Genomic DNA, 15,827 nt, shown 5'->3' with positions numbered 1-15,827 from the left:
TCGAAGACGAATCCGGCACCTGCTGGTGGTCAGCGCGGCCGGCGATCCGGAGCTGCGCTCACTGGCCGAACGCTGGCGCCGGGCCGGTCCGCCGCCATGCCGGAGGAGGCCCGCAACCAGGTCGCGTTCCTCTCGCTGGACTGGCTGCTCGGCGAGGACACCGTCGAGATCTGGGTGGGCGGGATCGCCGCGGCCACTACACCCGGCGACGGCCTGACCGGCCGGGACCTGGTCGCGCTGGTCGCGGGCCTGGCGCCGGTCGACGGCGGGTACAACTGGCGCGCGCTGTCCGGAGCCCGGGACGGCAAACCGCTCATCGTTCTCGTGCAGAGCCCGCTGCAGCCGGCCTGTCATCCCGGCCACGACCTGCACGTCCGGCTGGACGTGCCGTACCGCGGCCGGGACGAGAACGGCCTCCCGGTCAGGGACGTCCTGCCGCAGCTGCACGCCCTGGAGGACCACTTCGGCCGGTACGCGGACGGCGCGGTCATCGTCGCCCACGAGACCTGCGACGGCGTACGCACCACACACCTGTACGCCGACCGCCCGGCCGCCGCCGAGTCGCTGAAGCCGCTGATCGCCTCCTGGCCGGACGGGCGCGTCCGGATGACCGTCACGCCCGACCCGGCCTGGAAGCAGGTGTCACACTTCACCCGCCGGTGAACCCGCAAAACGCCGCCGGTGAGGAGCGAAGCGGAGCCAGCTAGCTCAGATGGGCGAGCAGATCCTGCCGGGTCAGGACGCCGGCGGGTTTGCCGTCGACCAGGACCATCGCGGCGTCCGACTTCTCCAGGAGCACGACCGCCTCGGCCACCGGCTCGCCACCGCCGATCATCGGCAGCGCGTCGCTCATGTGCTTCTCGATGGTGTCGTGCAGGTGGGCCTGCCCGGTGAACAGCGCGTCCAGCAGCGCCTTCTCCGAGATGGAACCGGCCACCTCACCGGTCACCACCGGCGGCTCGGCCTTGAGCACCGGGAGCTGCGAAACGCCGTACTCCCGCATGTAGTCGATCGCGTCGCGCACCGTCTCGGTCGGGTGCACGTGGATCAGCGGCGGGATCTCGGCGCCCTTGCCGGCCAGCGCGTCGGCGACGGTCGGCGTGCCGGTCTGGGTACGCAGGAACCCGTACCGGGCCATCCACTTGTCGTTGAAGATCTTGGACAGGTACCCACGGCCACCGTCCGGCAGCAGGACCACGACGACGTCGTCCGGTCCGGCCTTGCGGGCCACCTCGAGCGCCGCCACCACGGCCATCCCGCAAGAGCCGCCCACGAGCAGGCCTTCCTCACGGGCGAGCCGGCGGGTCATCTCGAACGAGTCGGAGTCGCTGACCTCGATGACCTCGTCGGTGACCTGACGGTCGTACGCGGTCGGCCAGAAGTCCTCGCCGACCCCCTCGACCAGGTACGGCCGGCCGGTGCCGCCGGAGTAGACGGACCCCTCCGGGTCGGCGCCGATCACCCGTACCGAGCCCTGCTCTTTCAGGTATCGCCCGACGCCGCTGATCGTGCCGCCGGTGCCGACCCCCGCCACGAAGTGGGTGATCTTGCCGTTGGTCTGTTCCCACAGCTCCGGCCCGGTCTGTTCGTAGTGCGACCGGGGGTTCGCCGGATTGCTGTACTGGTCCGGTTTCCAGGCGCCCGGGATGTCCCGGGTCAGCTGGTCGGAGACGTTGTAGTAGGAGCGCGGGTCCTCCGGCGCGACGGCGGTCGGGCAGACCACCACCTCCGCACCGTACGCCCGGAGCACATTCTGCTTGTCCTCGCTGACCTTGTCGGGGCAGACGAAGACGCACTTGTAACCGCGTTGCTGGGCCACCAGGGCCAGACCCACGCCGGTGTTGCCGCTGGTCGGCTCGACGATCGTGCCGCCGGGTTTGAGCAGGCCCGCCTTCTCGGCGTCCTCCACCATCCGCAGCGCGATCCGGTCCTTGACCGAGCCGCCGGGGTTCAAGTACTCGACCTTGGCCAGCACGGTGGCGCTGATGCCGTCGGTCACGCTGTTCAATCGGACCAGCGGGGTATTGCCGATGATCTCGACCACGTTGTCGTAATAGCGCACGCTTTACTTTACGACCAGGCGCGGGCGGGTCCGCTCCCACTCCAGGAACCGCTCGGTCTCGGCGAGCACCGCGCCGGCCAACCAGGTGACCATGACGGCGTCGTCGATCAGCCCGAAGACCCACAACAGCGCCTCCGGCACCGCGTCGATCGGCGAGACCACGTAGACGGTCGCGGCCGTCATCAGCGCGATCCGCAGGCCGCCGTCGTACTCCCCGCGGGCTGTGGCGGTCGCCATCCTCGGCAGGGCGGCGAGCCGCTTGCCGACCGACGGTCCGCCTCGGGCACCGGCGGTCAGCGCCCGGCTGAGTGCCGTGAACGCCGCCGCACGTTTCAACGTTTTGGCCATCCGTGTTCCCCTTTCCGCCACTCCAGCATGACCTGGACGCGCCATGATTGCCTCTCGCCATCGCGAGTTAGCCTCGAATTCCCACCCCAGGTGCCGATCTACGGCGAGCCGGATGGTTCCCTTCGAGAGACAGCGAGGGAGACTGTGAGCAGCATCGATTGGACTAGCGCGACGGCACGGATCCGCGATCTCTCCCCCGAGGACCGGCGGCGGATCAGAACAGCCGGGCGGGTCGCCGGACAGGTGACCGGCGCGCTCGCGGGGTTGACCGCCCTCTCGGCAGGGCTGTTGATGCGGCAGGCGGCCGATGCCCGCCGGATCATCCCGATGGCCGAGGCGCCACCGCCGCGCGGCGACGGCGTCTACGGGGCGAAGTTCGGCGGGAAGCCGATCAACCTGGTGATCCTCGGGGACTCGACCGCGGCCGGGTACGGCGTACACCGCCCCCGCGAGACCCCCGGCGCGCTTTTCGCCACCGGGATCTCCCGTCGCCTGCGCCGCCCGGTCCGCCTGCACCGGCTGGCCGTGGTCGGCTCGATCTCAGCCGGCCTGCCCTACCAGGTGGACGCGGCCCTGGAGTATGCACCGGACATCGCGATCATCTTCATCGGCGGGAACGACGTGACGCACGCCTCGGGCTTCCCCGCGGCCGTCCGCCATCTCGCCGACACCGTGCGCCGGCTGCGCGCGGCCGGCTGCCGGGTGGTGGTCGGCACCTGCCCGGACATCGGCGCGATCAAGCCGATCAAACCGCCGCTGCGCTGGCTGGCCCGGCGCTGGAGCCGGCAGCTCGCCGCCGCGCAGACGGTGGCCGTGGTCGAGGCCGGTGGGCGTACGGTGTCGCTCGGCAACCTGCTCGGCCCGATGTTCGAGGCCGATCCCGTGCGGATGTTCGCCTCGGATCGTTTCCACCCGTCCGCGACCGGGTACGCACGAGCAGCGGCCGTGATGATGCCGACGGTGCTTGCCGCCCTGGGCGAGGACGACCGCACGGCCGTCCCGGTCGCCGAGGCGCTGCGCACCCTGCCTGAGGCAGCCGACGAGGCGGTTCGGGCACCCGGCACCGAGGTCAGCCCCACGAGTGTGCGCGGTGGGGCCGGGCGGTGGGCGCAGTTGCGCAAGCACCCGTGGTTCGGCGAGCCGAGGCACTGGTTCGGCGTACGGACCCCCACAGTTCCCGGCGGTGCCCCGGCTGACGGGGCCGTAGGGTATACCCCAGAGGATCATCAAGTCGGGTGACGCAGAGTCGGGATCAAGCAGGGAGGCGGGACATGGCTGGTCTGCCGGAACGACTGAGCAAGGCCGCTGCCACCAGCCTTCTGGCCGGTGTGGTGGGCGGCGCCGCCCTGCTCGCGGGCGAGATGCTCGCCGCGAAGGCCCGCCGATATGCGAAGCCCACGATGGGCCTGGCACTGCGCACCTCGATGGGCCCGCAGAGCGCTCCGCCGCTGCGCCTGGTGCTGCTCGGCGACTCGGCCGCGGTCGGTGTCGGCGTGGAGTGGCTCTCCGAGACGGTCGGCGGCCAGCTGGCCCGTCTGCTGGCCGACGGCTCGCCGGACACCGGTCAGCGGCACGTGCTGCTCTCCAGCGTCGGGGTGGCCGGGTCCCGTTCGAGCGACCTCGCCACCCAGGTCGCCCGCGCGCTGCTCGGCGAACGGCCGGACGTCGCCGTGGTGCTGATCGGCTCGTACGATGCCGCGTCCGGTCGCAGCCCGGAGGACGCGGCCGGCCATCTGGGGCAGGCGGTCCGCCGGTTGCGCGCGGCCGGCGTTCAGGTGGTGGTCGGGACCTGCCCGGATCTCGGGGCGGCCCGGTCGATGGCGCCGCCGCTGCGGCAGATCGCCGGGGTGGTCGGCCGCCGGATGGCGAAGGCGCAGGCCAAGGCCGTGGCCGATGCCGGCGGCGTGGTCGTCGATCTGGCCGCGGAGACGGGTGCGGTGTTCCGCGCTGACGCCGGAACGCTTTGTTACGACGGCTTCCACCCGTCCGCGGACGGCTATCGGGTGTGGGCGCACGCGCTGTATCCGGCGGTAGCTCGTGCCGCAATGAGCGGTGTATGACGGGTGTGACAAATTCGCGCTTCCGACCATGTTACCGGTGAGTAAACTGACCGCATGCCGGAAGCTGTCATCGTCGCCACTGCCCGCTCCCCGATCGGACGCGCCCACAAGGGCTCGCTGAAGGATCTGCGTCCGGACGATCTCGCCACCACGATCGTCGACGCCGCCCTGAACAAGGTGCCGCAGCTGGACCGCACGCTCATCGAGGACCTCTACCTCGGCTGCGGTCTGCCGGGCGGCGAACAGGGCTTCAACATGGCCCGCGTGATCGCTACCAAGCTGGGCCTGGACGGTCTGCCCGGCGCCACGATCACCCGGTACTGCTCCTCCTCCTTGCAGACCACCCGGATGGCGTTCCACGCCATCAAGGCCGGCGAGGGAGACGTGTTCATCTCGGCCGGCGTCGAGACCGTCTCCCGGTACGCGCGAGGCAGCTCGGACGGCCTCCCGTCGGCCGCGCAGGAGCTCGTCGGCGGCAGCTGGACCAACCCCGCCTTCGACGAGGCCCAGGCCCGCACCGTGTCCACCGCCAAGAACGGCGGCACCTGGCACGACCCGCGCGAGGACGGCCTGCTCCCCGACATCTACATCGGGATGGGCTACACCGCCGAGAACCTCGCCCAGATCAAGAACATCTCCCGTGCGGAAATGGACGAGTTCGGCGTACGCAGTCAGAACCTCGCGGAGAAGGCCATCGCCAACGGCTTCTGGGACCGTGAGATCACCCCGGTCACCCTCCCCGACGGTACGGTCGTGTCGAAGGACGACGGCCCCCGCCCGGGTGTCACGCTGGACGCGGTCTCGCAGCTCAAGCCGGTGTTCCGCCCCGACGGCCGGGTCACCGCCGGCAACTGCTGCCCGCTCAACGACGGCGCCGCCGCGGTGGTCATCATGAGCGACACCAAGGCGCGGGAGCTGGGCATCACCCCGATCGCCCGGATCGTCTCCACCGGTGTCACCGCGCTCTCCCCCGAGATCATGGGGTACGGGCCGGTCGAGGCGTCGAAGCAGGCGCTGAAGCGGGCCGGCATGAGCATCGGCGACGTCGACCTGGTCGAGATCAACGAGGCTTTCGCGGCGCAGGTCATCCCGTCGTACCAGGATCTGGGCATCCCGATCGAGAAGCTGAACGTGAACGGCGGCGCGATCGCGATCGGCCACCCGTTCGGCATGACCGGCGCCCGGATCACCGGCACCCTGCTCAACGCGCTGGACTGGCACGACAAGAGCATCGGTCTGGAGACCATGTGCGTCGGCGGCGGGCAGGGCATGGCCCTGATCCTGGAACGCCTCAGCTGACCCACTCAGCCCCAGGCCCGGCGCGTCGCACCACGCGCCGGGCCTGTCTTTTTGGGGCTCAGCTGAGCGCGGCGCGGACCCGGTCGACCTCGGCGGTGGCTCGCGTTAGCAGGTCGGCGGACGGGTCTGCGGCGAGCAGGTCGTCGGCCATCACGCGGATCTGGTCGGGCAGGACCATGTGGTGCAGGCGCGGGACCGGACGGGGCGGGCGCTGCTCGGCCTCGGCGCCCAGGTCGGCGAGCTGCTGGACCAGGGTGTGGACCATCTCGGCCCGGGTGCCGGCACCGGACGGGGCGGACCAGCGGGTCTCCACCCAGTGGTGCACCAGATTGAGCAGCCGGTCGATCGAGGTGGCGAAGTCGGGCACGGCGTAAAGGTACCCGGAAACGGGACAACGCCCGGTCCGCGGGGAGACGGACCGAGCGTTGCTGGTAGGACGACCGGCGAATCGTCAGTCGTCGCCCTGGAGGAACGACAGGAGCCGCAGGACCTCGATGTAGAGCCAGATCAGCCCGACCAGGATGCCGAAGGCCGCGGTCCAGGAGTAGCGCTGCGGAAGACCCATCCGCACGCCCTCCTCGATCTCGTTGAAGTTCAGAATGAAGCTCAGCGAGGCGACCACGATGCAGACCAGGCTGAAGATGATGCCCAGCGGGCCGGAGTCACGCAGGCCGGTGTTGACGCCGAAGAGCGCCAGCACGAGGTTGATCAGCATGACGGCGAAGAGACCACCCATGACCGCGATCATGATGCGGGTGAACTTCTTCGTCGCCCGGATCACCCGGGCCCGGTAGAGGATCGCCATCAGGAAGAAGACCCCGAAGGTGGCGATCACCGCCTGGACCACGATGCCGCTGTAGAGGGTCTCGAAGAACTTGCTGATCATGCCGACGAACACGCCCTCGATCACCGCGTAGGTGACGACCAGAGCGGGGTTGGCCATCCGCGAGAACGAGATGACGAGGCCGAGCACGAGGCCGACCAGCGCTGCGCCGATCCAGGCGGGGCCGACGAGCGCGTCCGGGATGAGGGCCCAGGCGGCTGCGGCGGAGATGCCGGTGATGCCCAGAACCGTGACCGTCTTGACGACGACGTCGTCGATGGTCATCGGCTGGACGGCCGGCGGGGACGCGGGGTAGCCCGTCGCAGTCGGGTACGGCTCGCCGTAGGCCGGCTGACCATAGGCCGGCTGACCGTAACCCGGCTGCTGGCCGTAGGCGGGCTGACCGGCCGGCCCGTATCCGGCCGCTCGCTCCCGCTCGGCCGCCTGGCCGAGGCGCGAGAGCACCGGGTTCGATGTCTTCACTGTTTCCAGCCTCCCTTTGAGGTTGAGGCGCTGTGCCTGTTGGTCAAGGGTACGGGCTGGAAGCACATCCTGCCGCACCCCGAAGCTGTGAGCAGACTGAGAGGGGATCTCTCCCGAACACGAACGCGGCCGCAGCTTGATGCCACGACCGCGGAGAACCGTGCCCGGGGCGGGTCTCGAACCCGCACGCCTTGTCAGGCAGCCGCTTTTAAGGCGGCCGTGTCTGCCATTCCACCACCCGGGCGGGCCTGCGAACACCGTAGCGGGTGCCACCCGGGCGGCGGAATCGGCCATGGCCCGTCAGCGCGAGCCGGCGCCCACCTTCTTGGCGGCGGGCATGTCGACCGGCGGGGTCACCTCAGTGAACTCCTCACGCGGGTGGTGCAGCTGCCCCAGCGCCACGGTCTCGCGCTTGAGCAGGAACGCCAGCACCCAGTCGGCCAGCACCCGGACCTTGCGGTTGAACGACGGGATCCGGCTGACGTGGTAGAAGCGGTGCATCAGCCACGCCGGGTAGCCCTTGACCTTGACGCCGTACACGTGGGCGACGCCCTTGTTGATGCCGAGGCCGGCGACGCCACCGACGTGCTTGTGCCGGTACTCCTTCGGCGCGCCACCGAGGATGACCTGGGCGATGTTGTCGGCGAGCACCTTGGCCTGCCGGACCGCGTGCTGGGCGCTCGGCGAGCACCAGCCACCCGGGTTGGTCAGGTCCGGCACCTGGGCGCAGTCACCGGCGGACCAGGCGCCCTCCCACACCTCGCCCTCGAGCGAGGCCACCTGGAGGGTGGGCAGGCAGTTGACGTGCCCGCGCGGGCCCTTCGGCAGGTCGGTCTGCTCGATCATCGGCGACGGCTTGACACCGGCCGTCCAGACCAGCGTCTCGGCGCGGAACGAGTCCCCGTCGGAGAGCACGATCCGGCCGTCGACGCAGGACTCGAGGAAGGTGCTCAGGCGCAGGTCGACGCCACGGGCGGCGAGCTGGCGGGCGGTGTAGGCGCCCATCTCCGGCCCCACCTCGGGCAGGATCCGGTTGGTCGCCTCGACCAGGATGAAATGGACCTCCTTGGGGTCCAGCTCCGGGTAGTACTTCAGGGCGTCGGCGACCACGTCCTGCATCTCGGCGAGCGCCTCGATGCCGGCGAAGCCACCACCGACGAAGACGAAGTTCAGCGAGGCCTTGCGCACCTCCTCGTCGGGCGTCACCGCGGCGACGTCCAGCCGGTCGAGGATGTGGTTGCGCAGGTAGATCGCCTCACCGATGGTCTTGAGGCCGATACCCATGTCGCTCAGACCCGGGATGGGCAGGGTACGCGAGACGGAGCCCGGGGCCACGATGATGTGGTCGTACTCCATCTCGTAGGCCGGGCCGTCGATCGGCTGCACGGTGACGGTCTTGCGAGCGTGCTCGACCCGGGTCACCTCACCGGAAACGATCCGGCACTTCTTCAACTCCCGGCGCAGCGGCACCACAGCGTGTCGCGGCGAAATGTTCCCAGCCGCTGCCTCAGGCAGGAACGGCTGGTAAGTCATGTGCGGAACAGGGTCGATGACGACCACCTCGGCCCGATTCCGATTCAGCTTCTTGGACAGGCGGAGGGCGGCGTAAAGCCCGACGTGACCTGCTCCTACGACGACTATGCGCGGCGGATTCACGTCCCTATTGTCGCGCGCGCGAGCCATTTCGTGCGCGGTTCTGTGACCATCGCAACCAACGAAAGTCAAGTGTCGTAACCCACAGTTTGACCGGGATTTTTATCTCCGCCGGATTGTCTGTGCTAGGAGAAGTGTCACAGCGACGGCGCACGCCAAGCCGGTGAGAGTGGCCAGTTGGAACGGGTCACCGCCGAGGTCGGCGGTCAGCCCGAGGGCGAGCACGATCAGCACCGCGGAGATCAGGATCACGGCGCCGGCGCGGGCCAGCCAGAGCGCCGGGACGTCGACGTTCACCATCGCGTCGTACGGCAGGAGGGCGGCGAGCGCGGTCAGCGTGTGGGCCAGATAGAGCAGGGTGGCCAGGGCCAGCACGCGCCAGAGCGCGATCCGGCTGTCGTACCAGGCGGTGTCGGCGAGCCAGCCGGCCACCACGACGAGCGCGGCGACGGTGCCACCGCGACCGCGCGGCGCGACCGCCGGCCAGAGCGCGACCAGGAACAGCGGGATCAGGAAACGGCCGGCCAGCAGCGCGGGCGGCCAGGCCACCGCCATGGCGAGCAGGCCGGCGAGCAGAACACCACAGCGGATCAGCACCGGTACGGCAGTCGCACGCCGGGCGATGGTCCGCAGCTTCTCCACCCGGCGGGTGATCGCGGTCAGCACGTCAGCGCCCCCTCGGTGCGGAGGCAATCCGGGCCACGTCGCGCAGCACGAGGTCGAGACTGCCGGCGCCGGCCCAGGCCACCACCGGTACGCCGTGCTCGCGCAACCGGCCCAGCACATTCTCCCGTTCGATCCGCCACAGCCGGGTGGCCAGCGGCGTCCACTGGTTGCGGACCGGCGGGGCGGCCCCGGGCGGCAGGGTGTCGACCGCGACGGTGTACCGGCCGGTCTGGGTGAGCTGGGCCAGCATGTCGGCGGCGCGCGGGTCGACCAGCGGGGTCAGCACCACGACCAGCGCTGACGAGGAGATGTGATGTGCGCTGAGGATCGGCTCGTACTGCTCGGTGTCGACCGGGTCGGGCCGGACGTCGAGCAGCCACTCGAGCACAGTCAGGTACTGGCGGCGGCCGGAGGCGGGACGCAGCCGGCGGGACGCGGCGCCGTACTCCAGCAGCGACACCCGGTCGCCCCGGTGCAGGTAGTGCTCGGCGATCGCGGCGGCCGCCCGGACCGTGGTGTCCAGGACCGACGCGTTACCGCGTACCCCGCCGGGCAGGCCGACCTCGCCCAGCACGTCGAGCAGCAGCAGCACCTCGGCGTCGCGGTCCGACAGGGTGTACGCCACGTGCAGGTCGCGGGTGCGCAGCGACACCCGCCAGTCGATGCGGCGCAGCCGGTCACCGGGCGCGAACTGGCGTACGCCGGCCAGCTCACCACCCTCGCCGGGACGCCGGGACCGGTGCGCGCCCACCAGACCGGCTGCGGCGGGCATCGCCTCGGTCGCGTTGAACGGCTCGGTGACCGGGTAGACGCGTACCCCCCGGGCGTCGGTGACCACCGGGCGCGAGGTGAGCAGACCACCGCAGGCCACGGCCCGGGCGGCGGCCGGGCCGACGTCCTGCCGGCCCCAGCGCAGCGCCTCGCCGGGCAGGTCGATCGAGGCCCAGCCGTCGGACGGCACGGTGATCGCGAACGGGCGGTCGGACTGCTCCAGGCGCAGCCAGCGGGAGGTACGGGTACGGACGACGACCAGGTCGTAGCCGATCTCGTCCGGGTTGGCGACGGTCAGACCGGCCTCGACCTGCCCGCCCTCGACGATGTGCTCGTCGCCGGCGGTGATCGTCACCTCCGGCGCGGAGCGGGGCACCCGGCGCAGGTGGAAGGCCGCGCCGATGGCGAACGGCGCGGCCAGCAGCACCAGGTCCACCCGGCCGAGGACCACCCCGAGGACCAGCAACAGTCCGGTGAGCAGGACCGACCGGCCGAGTGCCCGGGTGGGCACCCAGGTGTCAGTCATGGTGGGCGTAGGTCGGGAGCGCGCCACTGGCCGGGGCCGGCACCGCCGAGAGCACCTCCTGCACCACGAACGACGGGTTGACCTGGCGCAGCCACATCTCCGGGCGCAGCGTTATCCGGTGTGCCAGCGCGGGCACCGCCACGTCCTTCACGTCCTCCGGCACCACGTAGTCGCGGCCGGCCATCGCCGCCCGGGCCCGGGCCAGCAGGAGCAGCGCGAGCGAACCACGGGGTGACGAGCCGACCAGGACCGCGCCGTGTTCCCGGGTGGCCGAGGTCAGCGCCACGATGTAGCGGCCGATCGAGTCCTCCACCGCCACCGACTCCAGCGCGGCCTGCATGTGCTGCAGGGTCTGCGAGTTGACGACCGGGGCGAGCTGGGCCTCCTCCTGGCGCCGCGACATCCGGCGGCGCAGCACGTCCCACTCCTCCTCGGCGGTCGGGTAGCCGAAGGACACCCGCAGCATGAAGCGGTCCAGCTGCGCCTCGGGCAGCGGGTACGTCCCCTCGTACTCGATCGGGTTGGCGGTCGCCAGCACGTGGAACGGCGGGTCCAGCCGGTACGTCACGCCCTCCACCGAGACCTGCTTCTCCTGCATCGCCTCGAGCAGGGCGGCCTGGGTCTTCGGCGGCGTCCGGTTGATCTCGTCGGCCAGCAGCATGTTGGTGAAGACCGGACCGGCCCGGAACGCGAAGTCGCCCTTGCGCTGGTCGTACAGGAAGGAGCCGGTGACGTCGGCGGGCAGCAGGTCGGGGGTGAACTGCAGCCGGCGGAAGTCCAGCCCGAGGGCCTGGGCGAAGCAGCGGGCGGTCAGCGTCTTGCCCAGTCCTGGCAGGTCCTCCAGCAGGACGTGCCCGCCGGCCAGGATGCCCGCGAGCACCAGCTCCAGCGAGTCCCGCTTGCCCACCACCACGGTGCCGACGGAGTCGAGAACCGCTCCGGCCAGCCGCCCGACCTCGTACGGGGGAAGAGCCTGGGTCACCGGCACGCCTTTCTCACAGTCGTTCCAACGCATTGACGAAGGTCTCGATGTCACGGGCCCGCAGGCCACGCCGGCCGGGCGCGGCCAGCGCCGACCACAGTTCCTCCCCGAGCAACTCCCGGGCGCGGCGGGGGTCACTGGCCCGGGTGATGCCGTGCCGCAACCGCAGCCGTTCGTCGGTCAGCTCGGCGAGCACCGGCAGAACGTTACGCGTATACAGTTCCGGGTCCGAGTGCGCCCGGTCCAGGTTCTGCTCCCAGCGGCGGACGGTGGCACGCAACGCGTCCGCCACCGGTGGCGCCTCCGGCCCGAAGCGCGACCGCAGGTGGGGCGCCGGGGGCGGCGTGACCAGCGAGGCCGCATAGAGAATCAGGCGGAGGACCACCAGGGCGGCGACGATCAAGAGCAGCGGGATCCGTACGCCACCCGCCCGCAGACCGGCCACGATCACCACCGTGGTCAGCGCGAGGAGCGCGGCCTCCCCCGCCAGGCGCGGGATCGGGGAACGCCGCTTCTCAACCGGCGGCGCTTCCTCGACGGCCGGCGCCTCGGCCACCCCGAACAGGTCGTCCAGTCCCCCGTCGCTCACGCCGACACTCCACTACGAGCGGAGCCCAGATCAGCCCGGAGCCGTTCCAGCGCCGAGCGGGCCTGCAACCGCATCTGATCATCCACGGTGTGCGTCGCGTACCGGGCCTCGCGGTAGACCTCCAGCAGCGCGGCCAGCACCCCGGCGTCCACCCGCTGCTCGGCCAGCAGGCGTCCGACCAGGTCGGTCGGGCTGTCCCCGGGGTGGCGCGGCGTGCCGGCGGCGGCCGCCGCGTCCTCCAGCCGGACCCAGCAGGCGATCACCGCGCGGCGCGGGTCCCGGTCGGTGTCGGAGAGCTCCTCCAGACCGGCGTCCAGGGCGGCGACCAGGTCCTCGGCCGTACGAGGCTGGCGGCGCTGACCCCGCTGCCCGCGGCGACCGGAGCGCCGGCGCATCTGGTCGCGCACCAGCGCCGCGGTGAGCACGATGATCATCGAGATGGCGAGGATGCCCAGCACCACCAGCGCGGCGGTGCCCACCCAGTCCGGCAGGTTGCGGGCCGCCTCGGGGACCGGCGGCTCCGCGGTCGGCGTGCCGGCCACTTCGGTGCGCGGGGGCAGCAGCGGTGGCGCCGTCGTGGTCGGGGTCGCCTCCGGCGTGACCTGGTCCAACTGGGGCGACGACCGGGTGGCAGCCATCGAGAGCACGAAGAGCAGCCCGATGACGGCGGCCAGTGGCCACCATCGGCGGAGTGCGGACAGGTCCATGCGGGGGCTCAGATCCGTGACATAAGGGTGGACGGCAGACCCCGCATCATGCCAGGCCCGCCAGAGCCTTCGCACGGGCGAACACGCCGTCCAACATCGCCGGAGTGAGCTTTCCGGTGAACGTGTTCTGCTGGCTGACGTGGAAACACCCGAGCAGATCGGGGACTCCGGGCTGACTCACATGGGCGCCATGCCCGAATTTCGGACGCGGGACGGGTGGGCGTACGCCGTACACCGCGGTCATCGCCGGCCACCATGCGTGCCAGGCGAAGGCACCCAGAGCGACCACCACCTTCAGGGTGGGCCGGATCAGATCGAGCTCGCGCCGCACCCAGGGCGCGCAGGTGTCGCGCTCCTCGGGCAGCGGCTTGTTGTCCGGCGGCGCGCAGCGCACCGCCGCGAAGATCCGGGTGTGCCGCAGCTCGAGGCCGTCGTCGGCGGCCTCGCTGGTCGGCTGGTTCGCCAGGCCGGCCCGGTGCAGCGCCGCGAAGAGCACGTCACCGGAGCGGTCGCCGGTGAAGATCCGCCCGGTCCGGTTGCCGCCGTGCGCGGCCGGCGCCAGGCCCAGGATGGCGATCTCGGCGTCGGCGACGCCGTAGCCGGGCACCGGCCGGCCCCAGTACTCCTGGTCCCGGAAGGCGGCCCGGCGCGTCACGGCGATGTCGGTGCGCCAGCTGACCAGGCGCGGGCAGGCGAAACAATCCGCGATCCGGGCGTCCAGCACGCTCAGCGAGGCGGCGTCCGACGCCTGGGCGGCGACCTCTTCGGGGGTACGCGGGGACGACTCGGACGGATGCACCGGATCAGCACAACATCCCCGGCCGATCGCCCCGCACCCGGGTCAGGCGTTGGTCTTCAGGCAGAGCAGGTAGCCGTCGCCCTCCTTGCTGCCGATGACCGAGCCCTCCTCACCCTCCTTGAGCTTCGCGTCGAAGGTCGGGTCACAGGCCGTGCTGTACACGTCCGACACGCCGTCGACGCGGCCCAGCACGGTGAACTTGGCGTCCGACGCGGAACACTCGGTCACCTCGGCCTCGACCTCGGTCGCCGCCTCGCCCAGGTCGGACTTGATCGCGAGGCAGTCGCCCGCCTTCGCGTCGCCGGTCGGGTCGGGCCGCAGCACCGCGCCGAGACCGGTCTTCAGCGCCACGACCACCACGATGATCAGCAGGCCGCCGAGGAGGCCGAGAATCCGCTTGCCCACCGTCTTCTTCTTCGGCGGGTCGGCGGGCACCTCCGGCTCGGCAGCGGGCTGGGGCGGTGCGACCGGGTCAGTCATGAACGTTCCTTGATTTCGAGGGGCGCGGCCGGAGAGCCGACCGCCGCACGGGAGGATAGCGATCGCCATCCTCCCGCGCGACCCCCCGATGACCAGGTGTTACTTGGTGCTGGAGGAAGACGGGGCAGCGCTGGCGGACGGTGACGGAGCCGCCGCCGACGGTGTCGGGGCGACCGACTCCTCGGGCACGGCCATCAGGAACGGCGCCTGCTCCGGGCAGCGCGGGTAGCCGAGCCGGCGGCTCTCGATCTCGTTCCCCTCGTCGTCGAGGCAGAAGGCATCGCCACCGATCTTGATCGGCTGACCGTTCTGGTCGTAGAGCTGGGCGCCCTGGACGAGCTTGCCCTGGCTGTCGAAGACGAACACGTCGTCGACGCCGTTGTAGTCGCTGACGTACGTCGTGGTTTCGATGTAGCCCGAGCGGCGTGCCTGCTCGTCCGCCTCGAAGAGGCCGACCACCGCGAAGAGCAGCAGCAGCACGGTGCCGGCCCCGAGCAGGAACCGCTGCACGGGCTTGACGAGCGGGCCGCGGCGGCCGAGCCAGATCGAGCCGAGCACCGTGCCGATCAGCAGCAGCAGGCCGAGCAGCTCGTTGTCCTCGATCCGGGGCAGCAGGCCGAGCGGCGCGCCCGCGTTGTAGAACATGTAGGCGAGAGCCATCGCGACCAGGTAACCGCGCAGCACCCACCAGGCCGGGCGGAGCAGCACGAGGAAGTCGCTGGCTTTCGCGTACCCCAGAAGGGGACCGACCCGGACATCGGCCCGCCGCGTCGCCTCGCCGAGCCGCCCCCGCAGCTCGGCGAGACGGGCGGCGCCCGCCGGCGGCCGCGGCGCCTTGCCCGAGCCGGCAATCCCGGCGCTCGCGCTCAACTCCGCGGCGTACGCCTGCGGCGTGCCGAGGCGATCGACGAGTGAGCCGCCGCCCTCGGCCAGCACCTCGGCGAGGTGTTCCGGAAGATCCTCGAGCAGCTCCTCGCGAGTGGTCGCGGGCAGGTGCGCGAGCGCCAGCCGCACCTGCTCGACATAGGAAGCGATCTCGTCCTGTGCTGTCAGGTTCACGCCGTCCCCCGCTCGCGAAGCAGATCGTCCATGATCGAAGCAAAGCCCTGCCACACCTTGCCGGACCGCTGCAGCTCGGCGCGGCCGGCCTCGTTGAGGGCGTAGTACTTGCGGTGCGGCCCCTCGTCGCTGGGGACCACGTAACTGTTCAGCAGGCCGCCGTTGAAGAGGCGGCGCAACGTGCCGTAGACGGAGGCGTCGCCGACGTCCTCCAGCCCGGCGGAACGCAGACGGCGCAGGATGTCGTAGCCGTAGCCGTCCCCGTCCCGCAGGACAGCGAGAACCGCCAGGTCGAGCACGCCCTTGAGTAGCTGGGTCGGATCCACGCGAGGCACACTACTGCGCAATCCGAAGTACCGTCAACAGCGCGCTACCCGCCTGGCGGTCGACGCGACGGCGCGCGGAACGCATTCCGGCAGCCGGCCGCCGCCTCCCCGTACGTGCTATGGCGCCACCGCCTACGAGCCGCCAGCCAGGCACGTCTCACCGCCCTCAATACGCGTCTGACAGGCGGCCGCCA

At 71.1% G+C, this 15,827-nt stretch carries 18 protein-coding genes and 1 tRNA gene; 4 read left to right on the top strand and 15 right to left on the bottom strand.

All coding sequences use genetic code 11. The features are described 5' to 3' along the window. Window positions 1-96 precede the first annotated feature (96 nt). Complete coding sequence (locus OHA21_RS43135) at window positions 97-663, top strand: DUF695 domain-containing protein (RefSeq protein WP_328465269.1); 567 nt, start codon at window positions 97-99, stop codon at window positions 661-663. Window positions 664-703: 40 nt separating this feature from the next. Here the strand turns inward: OHA21_RS43135 and OHA21_RS43130 are convergent, their stop codons facing one another. Together OHA21_RS43130 and OHA21_RS43125 are read right to left on the bottom strand one after the other, a co-directional pair. After that, window positions 704-2,062: a cystathionine beta-synthase gene (locus tag OHA21_RS43130; RefSeq protein WP_328465267.1), complete on the bottom strand. Its 1,359-nt coding sequence runs from the start codon at window positions 2,060-2,062 to the stop codon at window positions 704-706. A gap of 3 nt (window positions 2,063-2,065) precedes the next feature. After that, window positions 2,066-2,410 (bottom strand): YkvA family protein, encoded by a 345-nt coding sequence (locus OHA21_RS43125; RefSeq protein WP_328465265.1) that lies wholly within the window; start codon window positions 2,408-2,410, stop codon window positions 2,066-2,068. Window positions 2,411-2,623: 213 nt separating this feature from the next. On the opposite strand from OHA21_RS43125, the gene OHA21_RS43120 reads away from it, so the two are divergent. From OHA21_RS43120 to OHA21_RS43110, 3 genes are read left to right on the top strand one after another with little or no spacing between them, the layout of a single operon-like run. After that, a complete protein-coding gene (locus tag OHA21_RS43120) occupies window positions 2,624-3,649 on the top strand; it encodes an SGNH/GDSL hydrolase family protein (RefSeq protein ID WP_442875203.1) in 1,026 nt (341 codons plus the stop codon). Window positions 3,650-3,681: 32 nt separating this feature from the next. Further along, window positions 3,682-4,470, top strand: a complete 789-nt coding sequence (locus OHA21_RS43115) for an SGNH/GDSL hydrolase family protein (RefSeq protein WP_328465263.1) — start codon at window positions 3,682-3,684, stop codon at window positions 4,468-4,470. 54 nt (window positions 4,471-4,524) lie between these two features. Continuing rightward, the gene (locus OHA21_RS43110; protein ID WP_328465261.1) at window positions 4,525-5,769 is read left to right on the top strand and encodes an acetyl-CoA C-acetyltransferase; all 1,245 of its coding nucleotides are present in this window, start codon (window positions 4,525-4,527) and stop codon (window positions 5,767-5,769) included. Between the two features lie 58 nt (window positions 5,770-5,827). On the opposite strand, the gene OHA21_RS43105 is transcribed toward OHA21_RS43110, so the two are convergent. The 13 genes from OHA21_RS43105 to OHA21_RS43045 all read right to left on the bottom strand — a co-directional run bounded on the left by OHA21_RS43105 (window position 5,828) and on the right by OHA21_RS43045 (window position 15,633). Further along, on the bottom strand, window positions 5,828-6,136 hold the full coding sequence (locus OHA21_RS43105; RefSeq protein ID WP_328465259.1) for a hypothetical protein: 309 nt from the start codon (window positions 6,134-6,136) through the stop codon (window positions 5,828-5,830). An 84-nt stretch (window positions 6,137-6,220) separates the two neighbouring features. Continuing rightward, on the bottom strand, window positions 6,221-7,075 hold the full coding sequence (locus OHA21_RS43100) for a Bax inhibitor-1/YccA family protein (RefSeq protein WP_328465257.1): 855 nt from the start codon (window positions 7,073-7,075) through the stop codon (window positions 6,221-6,223). Between the two features lie 161 nt (window positions 7,076-7,236). After that, window positions 7,237-7,319: transfer RNA gene (locus tag OHA21_RS43095), tRNA-Leu, on the bottom strand. A 56-nt stretch (window positions 7,320-7,375) separates the two neighbouring features. Beyond that, window positions 7,376-8,731 (bottom strand): NAD(P)/FAD-dependent oxidoreductase, encoded by a 1,356-nt coding sequence (locus OHA21_RS43090; protein ID WP_328465255.1) that lies wholly within the window; start codon window positions 8,729-8,731, stop codon window positions 7,376-7,378. A gap of 99 nt (window positions 8,732-8,830) precedes the next feature. Then, window positions 8,831-9,394 (bottom strand): hypothetical protein, encoded by a 564-nt coding sequence (locus OHA21_RS43085; RefSeq protein ID WP_328465253.1) that lies wholly within the window; start codon window positions 9,392-9,394, stop codon window positions 8,831-8,833. 1 nt (window position 9,395) lies between these two features. Continuing rightward, window positions 9,396-10,691: a DUF58 domain-containing protein gene (locus OHA21_RS43080; protein ID WP_328465251.1), complete on the bottom strand. Its 1,296-nt coding sequence runs from the start codon at window positions 10,689-10,691 to the stop codon at window positions 9,396-9,398. Beyond that, the gene (locus tag OHA21_RS43075; RefSeq protein WP_328465249.1) at window positions 10,684-11,706 is read right to left on the bottom strand and encodes an AAA family ATPase; all 1,023 of its coding nucleotides are present in this window, start codon (window positions 11,704-11,706) and stop codon (window positions 10,684-10,686) included. The genes OHA21_RS43080 and OHA21_RS43075 overlap by 8 nt, the downstream gene beginning before the upstream one ends. After that, the gene (locus OHA21_RS43070; protein WP_328465247.1) at window positions 11,687-12,262 is read right to left on the bottom strand and encodes a hypothetical protein; all 576 of its coding nucleotides are present in this window, start codon (window positions 12,260-12,262) and stop codon (window positions 11,687-11,689) included. Before OHA21_RS43070 ends, OHA21_RS43075 begins: the two co-directional genes overlap by 20 nt. Continuing rightward, window positions 12,259-12,969 (bottom strand): DUF4129 domain-containing protein, encoded by a 711-nt coding sequence (locus tag OHA21_RS43065; RefSeq protein ID WP_328465245.1) that lies wholly within the window; start codon window positions 12,967-12,969, stop codon window positions 12,259-12,261. Before OHA21_RS43065 ends, OHA21_RS43070 begins: the two co-directional genes overlap by 4 nt. A gap of 46 nt (window positions 12,970-13,015) precedes the next feature. Further along, a complete protein-coding gene (locus OHA21_RS43060; RefSeq protein ID WP_328465243.1) occupies window positions 13,016-13,768 on the bottom strand; it encodes a uracil-DNA glycosylase in 753 nt (250 codons plus the stop codon). Window positions 13,769-13,810: 42 nt separating this feature from the next. Then, window positions 13,811-14,248: an LppU/SCO3897 family protein gene (locus OHA21_RS43055; protein ID WP_328465241.1), complete on the bottom strand. Its 438-nt coding sequence runs from the start codon at window positions 14,246-14,248 to the stop codon at window positions 13,811-13,813. A gap of 99 nt (window positions 14,249-14,347) precedes the next feature. Continuing rightward, window positions 14,348-15,307 carry an HAAS signaling domain-containing protein gene (locus OHA21_RS43050; RefSeq protein ID WP_328465239.1) on the bottom strand — a complete coding sequence of 320 codons (960 nt, stop codon included), beginning with the start codon at window positions 15,305-15,307 and terminating at the stop codon, window positions 14,348-14,350. Next, on the bottom strand, window positions 15,304-15,633 hold the full coding sequence (locus OHA21_RS43045; RefSeq protein WP_328465237.1) for a PadR family transcriptional regulator: 330 nt from the start codon (window positions 15,631-15,633) through the stop codon (window positions 15,304-15,306). The genes OHA21_RS43050 and OHA21_RS43045 overlap by 4 nt, the downstream gene beginning before the upstream one ends. Window positions 15,634-15,827: the final 194 nt, after the last annotated feature.

It is taken from the genome of Actinoplanes sp. NBC_00393 (genome assembly GCF_036053395.1).
Lineage (GTDB): Bacteria > Actinomycetota > Actinomycetes > Mycobacteriales > Micromonosporaceae > Actinoplanes.
This window is presented reverse-complemented; position numbering and strand designations above follow the sequence as displayed.

What these genes read in the sequence shown, in the direction of transcription:
- OHA21_RS43135 (WP_328465269.1), top strand. Translation starts at nt 97, where the DNA reads ATGCCGGAGGAGGCCCGCAACCAGGTCGCGTTCCTCTCGCTGGACTGG.
- OHA21_RS43125 (WP_328465265.1), bottom strand. Translation starts at nt 2,410, where the DNA reads ATGGCCAAAACGTTGAAACGTGCGGCGGCGTTCACGGCACTCAGCCGG.
- OHA21_RS43115 (WP_328465263.1), top strand. Translation starts at nt 3,682, where the DNA reads ATGGCTGGTCTGCCGGAACGACTGAGCAAGGCCGCTGCCACCAGCCTT.
- OHA21_RS43110 (WP_328465261.1), top strand. Translation starts at nt 4,525, where the DNA reads ATGCCGGAAGCTGTCATCGTCGCCACTGCCCGCTCCCCGATCGGACGC.
- OHA21_RS43080 (WP_328465251.1), bottom strand. Translation starts at nt 10,691, where the DNA reads ATGACTGACACCTGGGTGCCCACCCGGGCACTCGGCCGGTCGGTCCTG.
- OHA21_RS43075 (WP_328465249.1), bottom strand. Translation starts at nt 11,706, where the DNA reads ATGCGTTGGAACGACTGTGAGAAAGGCGTGCCGGTGACCCAGGCTCTT.
- OHA21_RS43065 (WP_328465245.1), bottom strand. Translation starts at nt 12,969, where the DNA reads ATGGACCTGTCCGCACTCCGCCGATGGTGGCCACTGGCCGCCGTCATC.
- OHA21_RS43055 (WP_328465241.1), bottom strand. Translation starts at nt 14,248, where the DNA reads ATGACTGACCCGGTCGCACCGCCCCAGCCCGCTGCCGAGCCGGAGGTG.